The organism is Bacillus sp. NS1 (assembly GCF_058248265.1).
Genome location: NZ_JBZAZF010000001.1, coordinates 246866 through 261889 on the forward strand (window position 1 = coordinate 246866; position 15024 = coordinate 261889).

The 15024-nt window shown below is 44.2% G+C and carries 16 protein-coding genes and 2 riboswitches; of the genes, 5 read left to right on the forward strand and 11 right to left on the reverse strand.

Translation table 11 applies throughout. The annotated features are described in order from the left end of the window. Positions 1-40: 40 nt before the first annotated feature. The 8 genes from AC4CV5_RS01265 to AC4CV5_RS01300 all read right to left on the reverse strand — a co-directional run bounded on the left by AC4CV5_RS01265 (position 41) and on the right by AC4CV5_RS01300 (position 6514). A complete protein-coding gene (locus AC4CV5_RS01265) occupies positions 41-1174 on the reverse strand; it encodes a 5-methyltetrahydropteroyltriglutamate--homocysteine S-methyltransferase (protein ID WP_490921972.1) in 1134 nt (377 codons plus the stop codon). A gap of 84 nt (positions 1175-1258) precedes the next feature. Beyond that, a riboswitch (SAM riboswitch) is annotated at positions 1259-1365 on the reverse strand. Between the two features lie 65 nt (positions 1366-1430). Continuing rightward, positions 1431-1919, reverse strand: coding sequence for an LURP-one-related/scramblase family protein (locus AC4CV5_RS01270; RefSeq protein WP_166846736.1), 489 nt, complete (start codon positions 1917-1919; stop codon positions 1431-1433). A 172-nt stretch (positions 1920-2091) separates the two neighbouring features. Further along, positions 2092-2370: a hypothetical protein gene (locus tag AC4CV5_RS01275; protein ID WP_166846739.1), complete on the reverse strand. Its 279-nt coding sequence runs from the start codon at positions 2368-2370 to the stop codon at positions 2092-2094. Between the two features lie 278 nt (positions 2371-2648). Continuing rightward, positions 2649-2774, reverse strand: coding sequence for a hypothetical protein (locus tag AC4CV5_RS01280; RefSeq protein ID WP_261311241.1), 126 nt, complete (start codon positions 2772-2774; stop codon positions 2649-2651). Positions 2775-2877: 103 nt separating this feature from the next. Then, on the reverse strand, positions 2878-4110 hold the full coding sequence (gene pepT / locus AC4CV5_RS01285) for a peptidase T (RefSeq protein WP_490921973.1): 1233 nt from the start codon (positions 4108-4110) through the stop codon (positions 2878-2880). 49 nt (positions 4111-4159) lie between these two features. Further along, positions 4160-4816, reverse strand: a complete 657-nt coding sequence (gene yxjL, locus AC4CV5_RS01290) for a two-component system response regulator YxJL (protein ID WP_166846746.1) — start codon at positions 4814-4816, stop codon at positions 4160-4162. Continuing rightward, entirely contained in the window at positions 4803-6023 is a 1221-nt protein-coding gene (locus tag AC4CV5_RS01295) for a sensor histidine kinase (protein WP_490921974.1), read from the reverse strand. Before AC4CV5_RS01295 ends, yxjL begins: the two co-directional genes overlap by 14 nt. 17 nt (positions 6024-6040) lie before the next feature. Beyond that, complete coding sequence (locus AC4CV5_RS01300; protein WP_326222349.1) at positions 6041-6514, reverse strand: CcdC protein domain-containing protein; 474 nt, start codon at positions 6512-6514, stop codon at positions 6041-6043. Positions 6515-6773: 259 nt separating this feature from the next. Between AC4CV5_RS01300 and galE the strand changes: the two genes are divergently transcribed. Further along, positions 6774-7793, forward strand: coding sequence for a UDP-glucose 4-epimerase GalE (gene galE, locus AC4CV5_RS01305; protein ID WP_490921975.1), 1020 nt, complete (start codon positions 6774-6776; stop codon positions 7791-7793). A gap of 74 nt (positions 7794-7867) precedes the next feature. Here the strand turns inward: galE and AC4CV5_RS01310 are convergent, their stop codons facing one another. Beyond that, entirely contained in the window at positions 7868-8407 is a 540-nt protein-coding gene (locus tag AC4CV5_RS01310; RefSeq protein WP_136975890.1) for a DUF4352 domain-containing protein, read from the reverse strand. 388 nt (positions 8408-8795) lie between these two features. Beyond that, positions 8796-8898: riboswitch (guanidine-I (ykkC/yxkD leader) on the forward strand. A gap of 68 nt (positions 8899-8966) precedes the next feature. Between AC4CV5_RS01310 and AC4CV5_RS01315 the strand changes: the two genes are divergently transcribed. Continuing rightward, positions 8967-9803 (forward strand): YitT family protein, encoded by an 837-nt coding sequence (locus AC4CV5_RS01315; RefSeq protein ID WP_166846758.1) that lies wholly within the window; start codon positions 8967-8969, stop codon positions 9801-9803. Between the two features lie 39 nt (positions 9804-9842). Here AC4CV5_RS01315 and AC4CV5_RS01320 read toward each other — a convergent pair whose 3' ends face one another. Continuing rightward, complete coding sequence (locus tag AC4CV5_RS01320) at positions 9843-11300, reverse strand: aldehyde dehydrogenase family protein (protein ID WP_166846761.1); 1458 nt, start codon at positions 11298-11300, stop codon at positions 9843-9845. Positions 11301-11484: 184 nt separating this feature from the next. Between AC4CV5_RS01320 and AC4CV5_RS01325 the strand changes: the two genes are divergently transcribed. The 3 genes from AC4CV5_RS01325 (at position 11485) to AC4CV5_RS01335 (ending at position 14430) form a co-directional block, all read left to right on the forward strand. Beyond that, the gene (locus AC4CV5_RS01325; RefSeq protein WP_222142306.1) at positions 11485-12378 is read left to right on the forward strand and encodes a PucR family transcriptional regulator; all 894 of its coding nucleotides are present in this window, start codon (positions 11485-11487) and stop codon (positions 12376-12378) included. Between the two features lie 120 nt (positions 12379-12498). Further along, on the forward strand, positions 12499-13596 hold the full coding sequence (gene msmX, locus AC4CV5_RS01330; RefSeq protein WP_014115682.1) for a maltodextrin ABC transporter ATP-binding protein MsmX: 1098 nt from the start codon (positions 12499-12501) through the stop codon (positions 13594-13596). 105 nt (positions 13597-13701) lie between these two features. Beyond that, positions 13702-14430 carry a ZIP family metal transporter gene (locus AC4CV5_RS01335; protein WP_490921976.1) on the forward strand — a complete coding sequence of 243 codons (729 nt, stop codon included), beginning with the start codon at positions 13702-13704 and terminating at the stop codon, positions 14428-14430. Between the two features lie 59 nt (positions 14431-14489). On the opposite strand, the gene AC4CV5_RS01340 is transcribed toward AC4CV5_RS01335, so the two are convergent. Then, positions 14490-14855, reverse strand: a complete 366-nt coding sequence (locus AC4CV5_RS01340; RefSeq protein ID WP_166846766.1) for a hypothetical protein — start codon at positions 14853-14855, stop codon at positions 14490-14492. Between the last annotated feature and the right edge of the window lie 169 nt (positions 14856-15024).

Sequence of the window (15024 nt, forward strand, 5' to 3'; positions counted from 1 at the left end):
AACTATTATTCACACATTTTCTGTTTCTGTCAATGATAGATTATCTCCACACATCGTTGGCGATGTCGATGACATGGCGCAGTTTCGCCCATTGCTGCTCTTCTGTCAAAAGATTGCCTTCTTCAGTAGAGGCGAAACCGCACTGCGGGCTGAGGCACAGCTGATCCAGGCTCACAAAGCGCGCCGCTTCATTGATTCGGCGTTTCACATCCTCAGGGTTTTCAAGCTCTCCATTTTTCGATGTGATCAAGCCGAGTACAATCTGGAGATCCTTGCGTTTCACGAAACGGAGCGGATCAAAATTTCCGGAGCGGTCATCATCGTATTCCAAGAACAGCCCGTCCAAATGTAAGCCATCCAAAATCGTTTCAGCTACAGCATCATAGCCTCCTGATGCCGCCCATGTTGAACGGAAGTTGCCGCGGCAAATGTGCATCGTGATTGCTAAATCATCAGGCCGGTCTGCCACTGCATCGTTAATCGTTTTGGCGAACAAGGCAGGCAATGTTTCTGGATCGCCGCCAAGCGCCCGAACAACCTCTCTGCTTTTTTCCTCAAAGAAGAGAGACCATGACGTATCATCAAGCTGAAGATAGCGGCATCCAGCATCATAGAAAGCTCTGATTGCTTTTTTATACGCTTGGGCCAGATCATGAAAGTATTCCTCTTGGTCGTCATAAATCCCTGTATCCGCCTTTTCACCGAAAAACAGCATATTCGGGCTCGGAATCGTCAATTTTGGGGTCGCGTCGCCGGCAATCTCATGTAAAAATTGATAATCGACAAGCGCTGGGTGGCTCGTAAAATCGAGTTTTCCCGTCACTTTGATGCTGCGTGCTTTTGTTTTCGCATTATGGAACTGAATCCCTTCAGACGGGATGAACGGTTCCACACCATCAAGCCCTTCCAGGAAATCATAATGCCACCAAGATCGGCGGAATTCCCCATCTGTTACCACATCGAGACCGATTTCTTTTTGTTTTTCTACAATTCGGGTGATTTCTTGATTTTCGATATCACGAAGCTGATCAGCGGTGATCTCGCCGGCCGCTTTTTTCTGCCGGGCTTCTTTTACCGGAGCAGATCGCAGTAAACTGCCGACATGATCGGCACGGAAAGGAGCTTTGTGTTGTTTTTCTGTTTTTTGTCCTGCAACATTTGTTTGTTGAGCCATGTCATTCGCCTCTTTTCTGTAATGTGTTGAGCATAAAAAAAGCTCTTCCTTTGAGTAAGGAAGAGCTTGAATGGTCAAATCTCCGCCTCATCTGCAAGAACGCAATGTTCTAAAGGATTTAGCACCATTCTGTTTGAAACAGCGGTTGCCGGGTATCATAGGGCCAGTCCCTCCACCTCTCTTGATAAGGTAATCTTCATATTCAGATTTCAATTATCTTAATATTATTACTTTTGGCTCAATTGTCAATGCTTTTTTAGAAAATACTTTCATCTTCATCGTCATATAATACCATATCAAGCACGATAGCGATGGCTGTGCAGATCAGCACATCTTCCTCATTTGCAATCTGCAGATGATACGAATCACCCCAGCTCAGCCACTTCTTGCTCACCGACATCCGGACATTCTTTCCATCTGTCAGCTGGAATTCATCCTTCCACAAGTCACCATCAATTTCCCAGTTGAGCTTAGAAATTTCAAATTTTGGTTTGAAAAACGTCAGTTTCTTCGTGACCTCACAAACTGTTTCCCCGCCAATTGAAATCACATATCGCGGCAATAAAGACATTACTTTTTGTTCTATGGAAACGAGTGTTTTTCCGGTTGAGTCTGTCATTTGTAGCGAGTCCCCTAACGAAAAGAACCGGCCCTCGACCTTGAATGTCTCTTGTTCATCCCGGTCATAAATGTGAAATGCATCTTTAAACGAGAACATTTTTTGTTTCATAAATAATTCGATCATTGCTGAAGTCTCCTTTTGATTTGCCTTGTAAGAGATTACGGCCAGGGGGCAAAAAGGTTTCAAGTTCCCAATCTAGTGACCAGAAACGCGCTGACCGTTTTTTACGAGTAATTAATGTTTCTAAATTAAAAAAGGCTGCATCGTTCAGCAGCCTTTCTTTTGAAATATAGTATTAGGAAAGATGCATCCGGCGTTTTTGGCGGATCGCGTCAAGGTCGATTAGGTTGTTGTGATGAGGTGCGGCTGCTGGAAGAGGGCTTGTCTTTTGCGGTTTGCGGCGATTGTCCTTGCTGAAAGAAAAAAGAAGATAGCCGCATAATGCGATGATAATAAAAAGGATCATTATACATTCCTCCCAAAAAAAGTTTTGGTATTCTCTATTGTACGGATAAAACGTCAAAAAGTATTCAAAAAATTCCAAATTGGTTAAAAATAAATAACTGCCCCTCAAAAACAGTCTAACCTGATAACCTGAAAATAGTCTTGCAAATTGGTGATTGCTCATGTTGGTGATTGGTTCTATAGTTACTATCGACGATAAAATAAATTCCTTTATATAACTTTTAACCTAAATTTACATAATTCTATTTTCCTGTTTTCGGGTGCTGTTTTCTTGCTTGTTAGGTTTATACCCTATTTTTCAGAATCAAACACAAAAAACCCAAATTACGGAGCATTTGGGCGGTACGGGGGAATGCAGATTGTAGTTTTGGGGATTAGGATGACTGATCAGAAGAAGCGTTTGAACATTTTTCTGATTTTTTGAAATGGGCTCGATTTCTTTTGCATTTTAAGCGGCCTGGTCATAATCCATTTTTTCAATAGACTCTTTGTAGCGATAGCATGTTTTGTCATTGTTTTTCCTCCTCATGTGTTGATACTTGTTTTACGGAGAATGGATTAAAAATGTTTCATATTTACGCAAAAAAACCAGCCCTTTTTGGACTGGCTTTTGGTATTACGCCTGTTCTTCAAACAGTTTTGCAATCTCAACGATGACATTTACGGCTTTCACCATGTTATCGGCTGAGATGTATTCAAATTTGCCGTGGAAGTTTTCCCCGCCGGTGAAGATATTTGGTGTCGGGAGTCCCATGTAGGACAGCTGGGATCCGTCTGTGCCGCCGCGAATTGGAGAAATCTTCGGTTCGATGCCGAGGTTTTCCATCGCTTGCTTGGCAATGTTGACAATTTCAATGACAGGTTCAATTTTCTCTCTCATGTTGTAGTATTGGTCGTTCATATCAAGCTGAATCCGGTCTTGGCCGTATTCGTTTTGAAGTTCTTCAACAACACGCTTCATTGTTTCTTTTCTGCTTTGGAAGTGATCTTTGTCAAAGTCTCTGATAATGTAGTGGAGTTTTGTGTCCTCTACATCCCCTTGAATCGACAGCAGGTGGTAGAAGCCTTCGTAGCCTTCTGTATATTCAGGCGCTTCGTCTGCCGGCAGCAGGCTGTTGAGCTTCATTGCGATTTTCGCAGAGTTGATCATTTTCCCTTTTGCCGTTCCGGGATGTACGTTGTTGCCTTTGATGGTGATTTTTGCGGCAGCGGCATTGAAGCTTTCGTATTCAAGCTCACCGAGCGGGCCGCCGTCAACTGTGTAGGCAAAGGACGCATTAAATCGTTTTACATCAAACTTGTGCGGGCCTCTGCCGATTTCTTCATCAGGCGTAAAGGCGACTCTGATTGTGCCGTGCTTGATTTCAGGGTGTTTGATGAGGTAATCCATAGCTGTCATGATTTCAGCGATACCGGCCTTATTGTCTGCGCCAAGAAGGGTTGTGCCGTCTGTAGTGATGAGTGTATGGCCTTTATAGCCGGGCAGTTCTGGGAATTGATCAGGCGACAGAATGACCTGCAGCTGTTCATTAAGAACGATGTCTTTTCCATCGTAGCTTTCAATGATTTGCGGATTCACGTTTTTGCCGGTAAAGTCTGTGGCGGTGTCGACGTGAGCGAGAAAGCCGATTGTCGGCACATCTTTTTCAGTATTGGAGGGAAGAGTCGCCATGACATAGCCGTTTTCATCAATGGCTGCATCCTGCATGCCAATGGACTTCAATTCATCAACGAGCATGTTTCCTAAAGTCAATTGGCCGGGTGTGGAAGGGCAGGTATCAACGGATTCATCGGACTGTGTATCGACTTTTACGTATGTAGTAAACCGTTCAATGATTTCTTCTTTCATTTCCAATCATCTCCTTTGTCTTATTTTATCATGGCGGGATGAGAGATTTCTATTGCACAATACCGTTTCGAATGGCAAAAACAACTGCCTGTGTCCGGTCTTGAGCGTTGCATTTTTGCAGGATGCGGTGCACGTGGGTTTTCACAGTGCTTTCGCTGACGAAAAGCTTTTCAGCAATCTCTTCATTTCTCAACCCATAGGCCATTTGCTGAAGAACCTCGAGCTCTCTTTTGGTAAATGGCTCTGCCAATTCTTCAGCATGAGGCTGTTGTTTCGCGCGGAATGTTTCACTAATAATTTTAGCGGCTGTGACTGTGCGGAAAATCGCTTCGCCTCTGGCCGCGGCGCGAATGGCGTCAATCAATTCTTCAGGAAGCGTATCCTTCAGCAGATAGCCGACTGCGCCCGCGCGGATGCCTTCAAATACATACTCCTCGGTATCAAAGGTTGTTAAAATGACAATCTTTGTATCTGGATGTGCGGACATAATGTCTTTCGCCGCTTCAATGCCCGAGCAATGTGGCATTTGGACATCCATGAGGATGACGTCGGGTTTTGTTTGCTTTGCCAGTGCAATGATTCCGTGACCGTCGCCGGCCTCACCGGAAACCGTCATATCCGGCTGTGCGTTGATGACATAGCGGAAGCCTTCACGCACAAGCGGCTGATCATCGGCAAGTGCGACGCGTATTTTATCTTTGTTCATCTTTTTGCTCCTTAATCGTTGTCGTGAGCGGCAGTGACAACTCAATTTGCAGGCCGCTCGGCTGTATGGCACTGAGAGACAGGGAACCGCCTGCTTTTTCAGCGCGCTCTTTCATTCCTGTCAGCCCAAATCCATAAGTAAGATTGCCGGTGAATTGTCCGTCATCGGTGATTGTGACATAAAGATTGGTCTCGTCGTTAGAAATGACGGCAGCCGCATGGGTAGCATTAGCGTGACGGATGATATTGGTCAGCGCTTCCTGCAAGATACGGTAGATCGTCTCGCTTACATGTTGAGGCCAAAACTCTTCCGACAGGCCGGCAGTGTTTAAAGAAACGTGTAAGCCGCTCCGTTCCTCCACTTGATGGATGAGCCCCCGCAAAGCAGTAAGACCCACCATTGATTCACTTTGGCTCATTTGGTGAACGACAGACCGTACTTCTTGAAGGCATTCTCTGGCGACTGCCAGTACATTTTGAATGACTTTTTCTGAATCTTCCTTATTGCTTTTGAGGATATAGGGAAGAGATTGAAGCTGAACAATCACAGAAGTCAGCTCATGGCCGATGCTGTCATGAATGTCACGGGCGATTCTTGTACGCTCCTCAAGGACCGCGTACCTTAAAGAAAGAACAGAAGCCTCCTGCAGCTCTGCGTGCGCTTTCTGGAGTTCTTCATGCGCCTGCTCCAGCTGCCAGTGCATTTTCGCTAATTCAGCATGATTCCGTTCAGCCTCTTTTCTCGCTTCTCGCCTGAAACGCATGGAGGAGAAGAAGACGTACAGTCCAATCATGATCGAGATGTGACTGATGATATCGTCCCAGTTGCTGTCAAAAACGGAGTACAGAAAGAAAACGTTGCCTCCAATTAGGCATACTGTAAAAATCAAGGACAGTCGTGCAGGAAGCTTTATGGCCGCATAAACCATTAAAAATACGATTAAGAAAAAGGCGGCTCCCTGCTCTTGGCCGGAAACAGCCCAAAGGAAAACGGTCAGGAGCCAAAGCCCGATGAAGATGCTCAAATTGACAGCAGCGGATGTCACATAGGGAATGATCCAAATGAATGCTAAGTACACTGCAAACACAAACACTAATAAAATGGGATTAGCTTTGGCAGGGTGAGATAAAAATTGTATGCAATTCAAAATGAGAATGAGGCTCGGCACAAGTTTTTTATAGTGCCGAGCCGGAGATTGTCGGTTCATGCTGGTCCTTCTTTCAGTTATTGAATGGATACTTTGCCAGCGGTTAGCCGTCTGTATGCTTTGTATAGCATGATGTTTCGGGCTGTGATGGTGCCGAGGGGAATGAAGAACATAGAGTGAATAATGGCAATAAAAATCGCATTGCTCTCAGGCAGCCATGTTCTCGCAGCCATTCGTAAAGAAAGTATCACTAGAATGAGGATAACACTTCCAAGGGAGCCGCGTGAAGTGACCTTTCCGGTTTCCGGGTGAATCCGCACGTTTACCATCTTTCCAATGCCAAACCCGCAGGCCAGCCCGATCAGTAATAAAATGCCGCTCATTGCCACGTGTAAAGCAGAATGAAAATATGCCGGCTGAAATGATGCTGATACGCCCCATAAGAGCAGCAACGGAATGATCAGTAATTTCACGGGCTTTACCGTTCTTTCTCGATACATCGATAACATAATAAGAATAAATACAATAAGAATGTAGGGGCTCATCGCCATGTCATCAAATCCTTTCTGCGTAAAGCATAGCGAATATTGGAAAAAAAAACGTCAACCGGCAGATTGATTTTTCGGCTCCTATACTTGTTCGCGCTGCATAAAGTCATGTAATATGGCGTGAAAATGCAGAATGTCCTCTATAGAAAACTGCAAAAATGAAGAAATCATTAATAAACTATTAAACTTCTTGAAAATGGATGTAGACCAGTTCTAAACACTATATAATGATATCAGGTCATTTTTTAGGAGGGTTTACATCATGGCAATACTTGTTACAGGTGGCGCGGGGTACATCGGAAGTCATACATGTGTGGAGTTATTGAACAGCGGCTATGAGATTGTCGTTCTTGATAATCTGTCCAACAGTTCGGCTGAGGCGCTGAACCGCGTCAAGGAGATTACGGGAAAAGATTTAACGTTCTATGAAGCGGATCTATTGGATCGGAAAGCGGTAGATTCGGTTTTTGCGGAAAATGAGATTGAAGCTGTGATTCATTTTGCGGGGTTAAAAGCAGTCGGTGAATCTGTTGCGATTCCGCTCAAATATTATCATAACAACCTAACGGGAACGTTTATTTTATGTGAGGTCATGGAGAAATACGGGGTTAAGAAAATCGTGTTCAGTTCATCTGCGACAGTATACGGCGTTCCGGAAACATCACCGATTACGGAGGACTTTCCATTAGGCGCGACAAATCCTTATGGGCAGACGAAGCTCATGCTAGAGCAAATATTGCGTGATTTGCATACAGCCGACAATGAGTGGAGCGTTGCGCTGCTTCGTTACTTTAATCCGTTCGGCGCACATCCAGGCGGACGAATCGGTGAAGACCCGAACGGCATTCCGAATAACCTCATGCCGTATGTGGCACAGGTAGCTGTCGGCAAGCTTGAGCAATTAAGCGTATTCGGCAATGACTATCCGACAAAAGACGGGACAGGCGTACGCGATTATATTCACGTCGTTGATCTCGCAGAAGGCCACGTCAAAGCGCTTGAAAAAGTATTGAACTCCACTGGAGCAGATGCATACAACCTCGGAACAGGCACAGGCTACAGCGTGCTTGAAATGGTTAAAGCCTTTGAAAAAGTGTCAGGGAAAGAGGTTCCGTACCGTTTTGCGGACCGCCGTCCGGGGGACATCGCCACATGCTTTGCAGATCCTGCAAAAGCCAAGCGGGAACTGGGCTGGGAAGCAAAACGAGGCCTTGAGGAAATGTGTGCAGATTCCTGGAGATGGCAGTCTTCTAATGTGAATGGATATAAGAGTTCGGAATAAGAATGGAGGCCTTCTCAACAGAGAAGGCCTTTTTTTAAGAAAAAGGGTGCCTGTTAAGACACCCTTCTCTACTATTATTTGATTTTTACAATAACATCATTGCTGAATTTGAGTTTCCAAGTTCCTTTTGCATAAGCTTCCTTGTCAACTTCAAATGCTTTCACACCTGTTACTTTAATATTAGGATTTAGATCACTCAAAATTTTAGAGTTATCAACTTTTGTCTCAGTTGCATAGTTTACAGAAGCATCAATATCAGAATCATAAGAAGTGCCATCGGCATCAACTAATTTAACAGTTGGAATTGAAAAAGAACTTATTGGCTTTTTAGATACGTTTTTAATTGTATATTGAACAGCTACAATAGTGCCTCCATCAGAAGCTTTCTTTTCAACATATTGAGTACCGACAGTATCTCTGTCCTCTACCTTCGTAACTGTCACTTCAGTTTTTTCAGTTTTTACAGTATCACCGATATTGTATGTTTTTTCAGTTTCTGCTTTGCTGCTGCTTGATGTTTTGGAAGTGGCTTCTGAACCGCCTCCGCCGCCAATGTTAGCAATAATAATGATGACAACAACTGCGAGAATAAACGTAATGATTTTATGTCGCATAAAAAAGTTACGTTGATCCTTACCGCAGTTAGGACATTTTTTTACACCCTTTGCAATTTCTTGACCGCAAGCTTTACAGGGTACTAGTTTTCCTGCCATTCTATTTCCTCCTATGTAATTAAATGTACAAAACATATGTACTATAATGCCTATATTATTTCACTTAGTCAATATAAAATTATGAATTTCTTATAATTATTATCATTTATAGTTAATTTTACTTGTAAAATATATGCTTTTTTTCTTATCGGTTATATCTGTTAATTGTTAATAGATAAATCGCTTTTTCTTGTAGCTCATCTGAACAAATCTCCGCAAATACCCCTTGAACCAATTCGAACCGTCCCTTATAATGCTAATATTGGAAAGTAAAAATGATATGATAAAAACAGTGGTTTTCTAGGGTTCCGCAATGCAAATTGGACTGTGACCGAGAGAAAACACATAGCGGCTTGGCTGTTATGACACGGTGGGATAAAAGCCCAGGAGTTTCTGCTCTTTTGCGAGAGCGTACTCCTGGGTTTTTTTGTTGATACTATCTAGAGAAGGAGTGTTTGTGATGAAAAAGAAAATGCTTGATGTGCTGATGCTTGTGATTGGCGCTTTTTTCTTCGCGCTTGCAGTGAATTTGTTTGCGATTCCCAATGACCTGGGGGAAGGCGGGGTCACTGGGATTACGCTGATTTTGTATTATGTGTTTCAATGGTCTCCTGGGGTAACGAACTTTATCTTAAATGCATTTCTGCTTTTAATCGGCTACAAGTTTCTGGACGGTAAAACCACTGTCTATACAATCATTGCCGTAGCGGCGAATTCGCTTTTTCTCCATCTGACACACGGGTGGAGCGTCCCGTCTGATGAATTGATCATTAATACGATTTTCGCGGGTGTATTTGCGGGAGTCGGTATTGGCATGATTATTCGTGTCGGCGGAACGACAGCCGGTTCTGCGATTCTGGCCAGAATTGCTAATAAATATTTAGACTGGAATATCAGCTACGCGCTCTTGTTTTTTGATTTAATCGTAGTATTTTGCTCTTATTTTATTATTGGTGCGGAAAAAATGATGTTTACAATCGTGATGCTGTATATCGGAACGAAAGTGATGGACTTCATTATTGAGGGCTTGAATACGAAAAAAGCGATTACGGTCATTTCGGAAAATAAGGGTGAGATTGCCGAGCAGGTAAATACCTTGATGGATCGGGGTGTGACGATTTTATCAGGGAAGGGGAACTATACGGGCCAGTCTAAAGAGATTTTGTATATCGTCATTAACAAACAGGAGCTGTCCATGCTGAAGAAAATCATCAGAAGCTGTGACAAGAAAGCGTTTGTGATCGTTCATGACGTACGCGATGTGTTTGGCGAAGGCTTTGTCGACATATCTAAATAAAAAAATCCCTCTGCACTTGAAGCAGAGGGATTCGTTCGTTTAGAACGGATATTTGCGGTATTGCTTCTGTATCGAAATCCATTTTGTTACGGTAAATTCCTCAACCACCCATGGATTTCCGAAGCGTCCGACACCGCTTGCTTTGTTGCCGCCAAAGGCGATATTCGGCGAATCATTGACGGACTGGTCGTTGACATGGGTCATGCCGCTGTCGATTTGCAGGGCAAATGTTTCACCTTTTTCTAAGTCAGAAGTGAAAACCGCCGAGCTGAGGCCGTATTCGGTGTCATTTGCCATATCAATCGCTTCCTGATCGCTGGAGGCTTTGATAATGGTGGCAATCGGGGCAAACAGCTCCGTTTGGGCAATTTTGCTGTTGTTGTCTGCACCGATAAAGACATACGGTGTGAGCACGTTTCCGACGCGTTTTCCTTCAACCGCAAGCTCGATGCCGTCTGCCTTTGCCTGCTCAATGATCTCCAGCGCTTTTTCAATTTGGCGCTCGTTGATCAGCGGGCCGACAACGGTTTTCGGATCGGTTTGATCGCCGTATGGAAGCTGTTTGACACGGGCGGTGAATTTTTCAACAAACTCATCGTACACATCTTGATGAACGATGATTCTGTTGATAATCATACAGATTTGTCCCTGGTGAATAAATTTCCCGAAAATGGCGGCGTCTACAGCACGATCGACATCCGCGTCTGAAAGGACGGCAAATGGATTGTTGCCGCCGAGCTCCAGAGCCATTCGCTTAAAGTCACGTCCGGCGATTTCACCGATGTGGCGTCCGACTGCGGTTGATCCCGTAAAACTGATTAACCTAGGGATTGGATTTGTCAGCATATCGTCTCCGATTTCCTCCAAATCCGTTAACATGACGTTAAGGACACCCGCAGGAAGACCAGCGTGTTCAAACGCTTTGGCAATGATGGTTCCGCCGGAAAGAGCGGTCTGGATATCAGGTTTGTGAACAACACTGTTTCCCAACGCAATCGCAGGCGCAATTGTTCTCATTGATAAGTTCATCGGAAAATTGAATGGAGAAATCGATGAAATCACGCCGAGCGGAAGGCGGTAAATCTTATTGATTTTCCCTTCAATGTTGGATGGAACCTCTTTGATGCCGCCTAATTCGCCAGTATACGTTATGGCTTCATCTAAAATTGCAATTGTTTGTTCAAGCTCGAGCGTGGCTTTAATGATCGTTCCGCCGGTTTCGCGGGAGATCATCATGATGATGTCATCACGGTTTTCCTGTAAATAGCCGCGCGCTTTTTGCAGAACTGCTTTTCGGTCTTCTGCCGTGCTCTTGGCCCACTTCTTTTGTGCCCGTTGTGCAATGTCAAACGCATCCTCCAGCTGTTTGCTTGTTGCCAACGATGCTGTTGTAATCACAGACTGGTCATACGGATTCAAAATGTCTTCCGTACGCCCGCTTTCCCCTTCGGTCCACTTTCCGTTGATAAAACTTTTGTTTAACGCTTCTAAACCCATTAATGATCATCCTCCTTTGGTCCTGCTATCCTCTTCTATTTCCGTTGAAGCCAATATGTAAACGAATGATGTTTCCCTTTCAGTTTCCCGTCCATCTATGCCGAATATACTCTTTTTTATTGGAGAACAAATGCGTTTCGCCTTATACTGGATATACAGATCCTTACATAAGAGAGGAGACCTTATGAAATCGCTGCTGGCTATTTATCCCGGTTTGATTGTGTCTGAGGAGCTTTGCGTAAAGGAAGACTGTCTATGCTTTTTTGATGAGAACAGTCAGAGATATATCTCCATTCCGAAAACGGAGATCAGCGAAAAAGAGACGTTGCTGCTGCAATCATTTTTGACGCCTGCGGATGAGGCCAATCAAATGTCCTTGAAGTCGCCGGAAGAAAACAAGTGGTTTGCGTTTCTTTTTTCTGGAGGGGAAGTGCCGGCGAACATAAAGAAGCGGACGAGATTTGTTCATTTTCATTTGCTCGGTAAAATAGAGCGTGCGTCTTTTGCAGAAGCGGTTCGCCATTTTTGGCCGGTGCCTTTTGTGATTGTGTGGATGCATGAGGACAGAGGCGTGATTGTCGAGCAGGAAAGTGAAGCAGCGGCGGGGAAGGACGAGCTGGAATCCCTTGCTAAGGTTCTTGAGAGTGATTTCTACTTCAGTGTCCGTTTTTACGCCGGGAGATTTTACGAGCCCGATGAAAGTCTGCGAACGCATTACGCCCGTGAACAGACGTATTTCCTCTTTGCTGAAAAACGGCTGCCTCAGGTACAGAGTGTGACCTTTGAGATGATCTTTCCTTTTTTATTATTAGAAGCAGAAAAAGAAAAGCTGGAAACGCTGCTCTCTGAAGAAGCTGAGCTTTTATTCGGAGATGAATCTGAGCTGAGGAAAACGATCAAGCTCTTTATTGAAAACAACTCAAATGTGACGTTAACGGCGAAAAAGCTGCATCTGCACCGCAACAGCCTGCAATATCGAATTGATAAATTTATTGAGCGGTCAGGAATAGACATTAAAACGTATAAAGGCGCGCTGCTCGCCTATTTTATCTGCCTGCAAAGCGAAGTTTCAGAATAAATTGGAAATATGCACGAAAAATGGCTGGTTGATTTTATGAATGCTGCCCATTTCAGCGACAGGGAAATGCTGTTACACTCAATTTGAGAAAGCGTTTACAATAACAAAGGGGGATATTACATGGCTGAATTGCGGATGGAGCACATTTATAAATATTATGATCAGAAGGAAGCGGCTGTTGATGATTTTAACCTTCACATTGACGATAAGGAATTTATCGTATTCGTCGGCCCGTCTGGCTGCGGGAAATCTACGACGCTTCGGATGGTCGCAGGACTTGAAGAAATTTCGAAGGGCGATTTTTATATTGAAGGAAAACGGGTAAATGATGTAGCGCCAAAGGACAGGGATATCGCGATGGTGTTTCAAAACTACGCGCTCTATCCGCATATGACGGTCTACGATAATATCGCATTCGGGCTGAAGCTTCGGAAAATGCCAAAGCCTGAAATCAAAAAAAGAGTAGAGGAAGCCGCAAAAATTCTCGGACTGGAGGAATATTTGCACCGCAAACCGAAAGCGCTGTCAGGCGGGCAGAGACAGCGGGTCGCGCTAGGACGTGCGATCGTGCGGGATGCAAAGGTGTTCTTGATGGATGAGCCTTTGTCAAACCTGGACGCGAAGCTGAGGGTGCAAATGCGGGCGGAAATTATTAAGCTCCATCAGAGACTGCAAACCACTACGATTTACGTGACGCATGACCAGACAGAAGCGCTGACGATGGCGACACGGATCGTGGTCATGAAAGACGGGAAAATCCAGCAGATCGGGACGCCCAAGGATGTATACGAATTTCCTGAAAACGTCTTTGTCGGTGGTTTTATCGGCTCACCGGCGATGAATTTTTTCAAAGGAAAGCTGACAGACGGTCTCATCAAAATCGGTTCTGCGGCATTAACCGTGCCGGAAGGAAAAATGAAGGTGCTGCGTGAAAAGGGATACATCGGCAAAGAAGTCATCTTCGGCATCCGTCCTGAGGATATTCATGATGAATTGATTGTCGTGGAGTCGTATAAGAATTCTTCGATTAAAGCGAAAATCAATGTCGCAGAGCTGCTCGGTTCTGAAATCATGATTTATTCGCAGATTGATAATCAAGACTTTATTGCACGGATTGACGCCCGCCTCGATATTCAATCAGGTGATGAGCTGACGGTTGCGTTTGATATGAATAAAGGCCATTTCTTTGATAGTGAGACAGAAGTGAGAATTCGATAAGTTCTAAAGCCGGACATGGAGACATGCCCGGCTTTTTTGTGTTCTCTAAAAGGTTTACAGAAAAAACCGCAGGGGGTAGTGGTTGGTAAGAAAGGGGAGATAGAGATGTGGCATGCGGCAATGTGGGGCGGGATTTCAGGTTCTGCTGTATTGCTGGGCGCGCTGGCGTCCATGTTTTTTTCGATTCGCAAGCAGATCATCGGCTATATTATGGCTTTTGGCACAGGCGTATTAATCGGCGCTGCCGCTTACGAACTTCTCGGAGATGCAGTGGCAGAAGGCGGAATTGTAGCGACAGGCGCCGGATTTATTGCAGGAGCTGTCGTATTTACGGTTTTTGATTACGCGGTTTCCAAAAGAGGTGCGTCACAAAGAAAAAGGTCGGGACAAGCAGCTGTCGGCGGAGGAGGATTAGCCATTTTTATCGGCACCATCATGGATGCTGTTCCGGAATCAATTATGATTGGCGCCAGTCTTCTCGAAGAACAATCGGTCAGCTTCCTTTTGGTGGTCGCTATTTTTATCAGCAATATACCTGAAGGGCTGTCCAGTACAGCAGGGATGAAAAACAGCGGGTATTCCAGGATGAAAATTATGCTGCTTTGGATCGCGGTACTCGCCATTTCAATTCTCGCTTCATGGTCGGGATATTTCTTTCTCAATGGTGCTTCTGAACAAGTAATGGCAGCAATCGCGGCGTTTGCGGGCGGGGGGATCATTGCGATGATTGCGTCGACGATGATGCCCGAGGCGTACGAAGACAGCGGTCCGATGACAGGGTTAATCGCTGCCCTTGGCCTGTTAACCTCGCTTGTTTTGAATCAGTTTTCTTAAGTTGTTTTTATTAAATGTATTAAAAAGAGAGCGGCTTACCCACTCTCTTTTTATTCGCATTATTGATAAACTGAAACACTTAATTGCCCATAAAGTGAACCGTTTTTATAAACAGTAAGTTTTCCCTGACCTACACTTTGACCTGTTACGATCCCATTAGCATCTACAGTAAAAACAGCTTTGTTGTCACTATGATATGAAAATCCTGATCCTAATAAATGGCTTGGAACTGGTTTTGCATGACCCACCTGTACGTTAAAGTCGGCTAATTTCGCCTCAATAGGAGCGAGTGATGCTGGAACAGTTTGACTTTCTGGAACCATTACAGCATTCTGAGTTGCCTCTTTAGCAGAAGCTTGACCTCCGATTGATAAAACAACAGCAGAAACAGAAAGTAAGGAAACAATTGTTTTCTTCATTTTCATATCAATTCCTCCCAGTATCATATTTTTGTTACAAGTAAACTATTCAATTTACATAATTAATTGTCCTTGTAAATATATGTAAAATATTTGTGAACATTAGGAGGTGTTTTTTGGGCACTTGAAAATCCTACAAATCAACCGATGAAAAAGGAGGAAGAAATAGACAGAA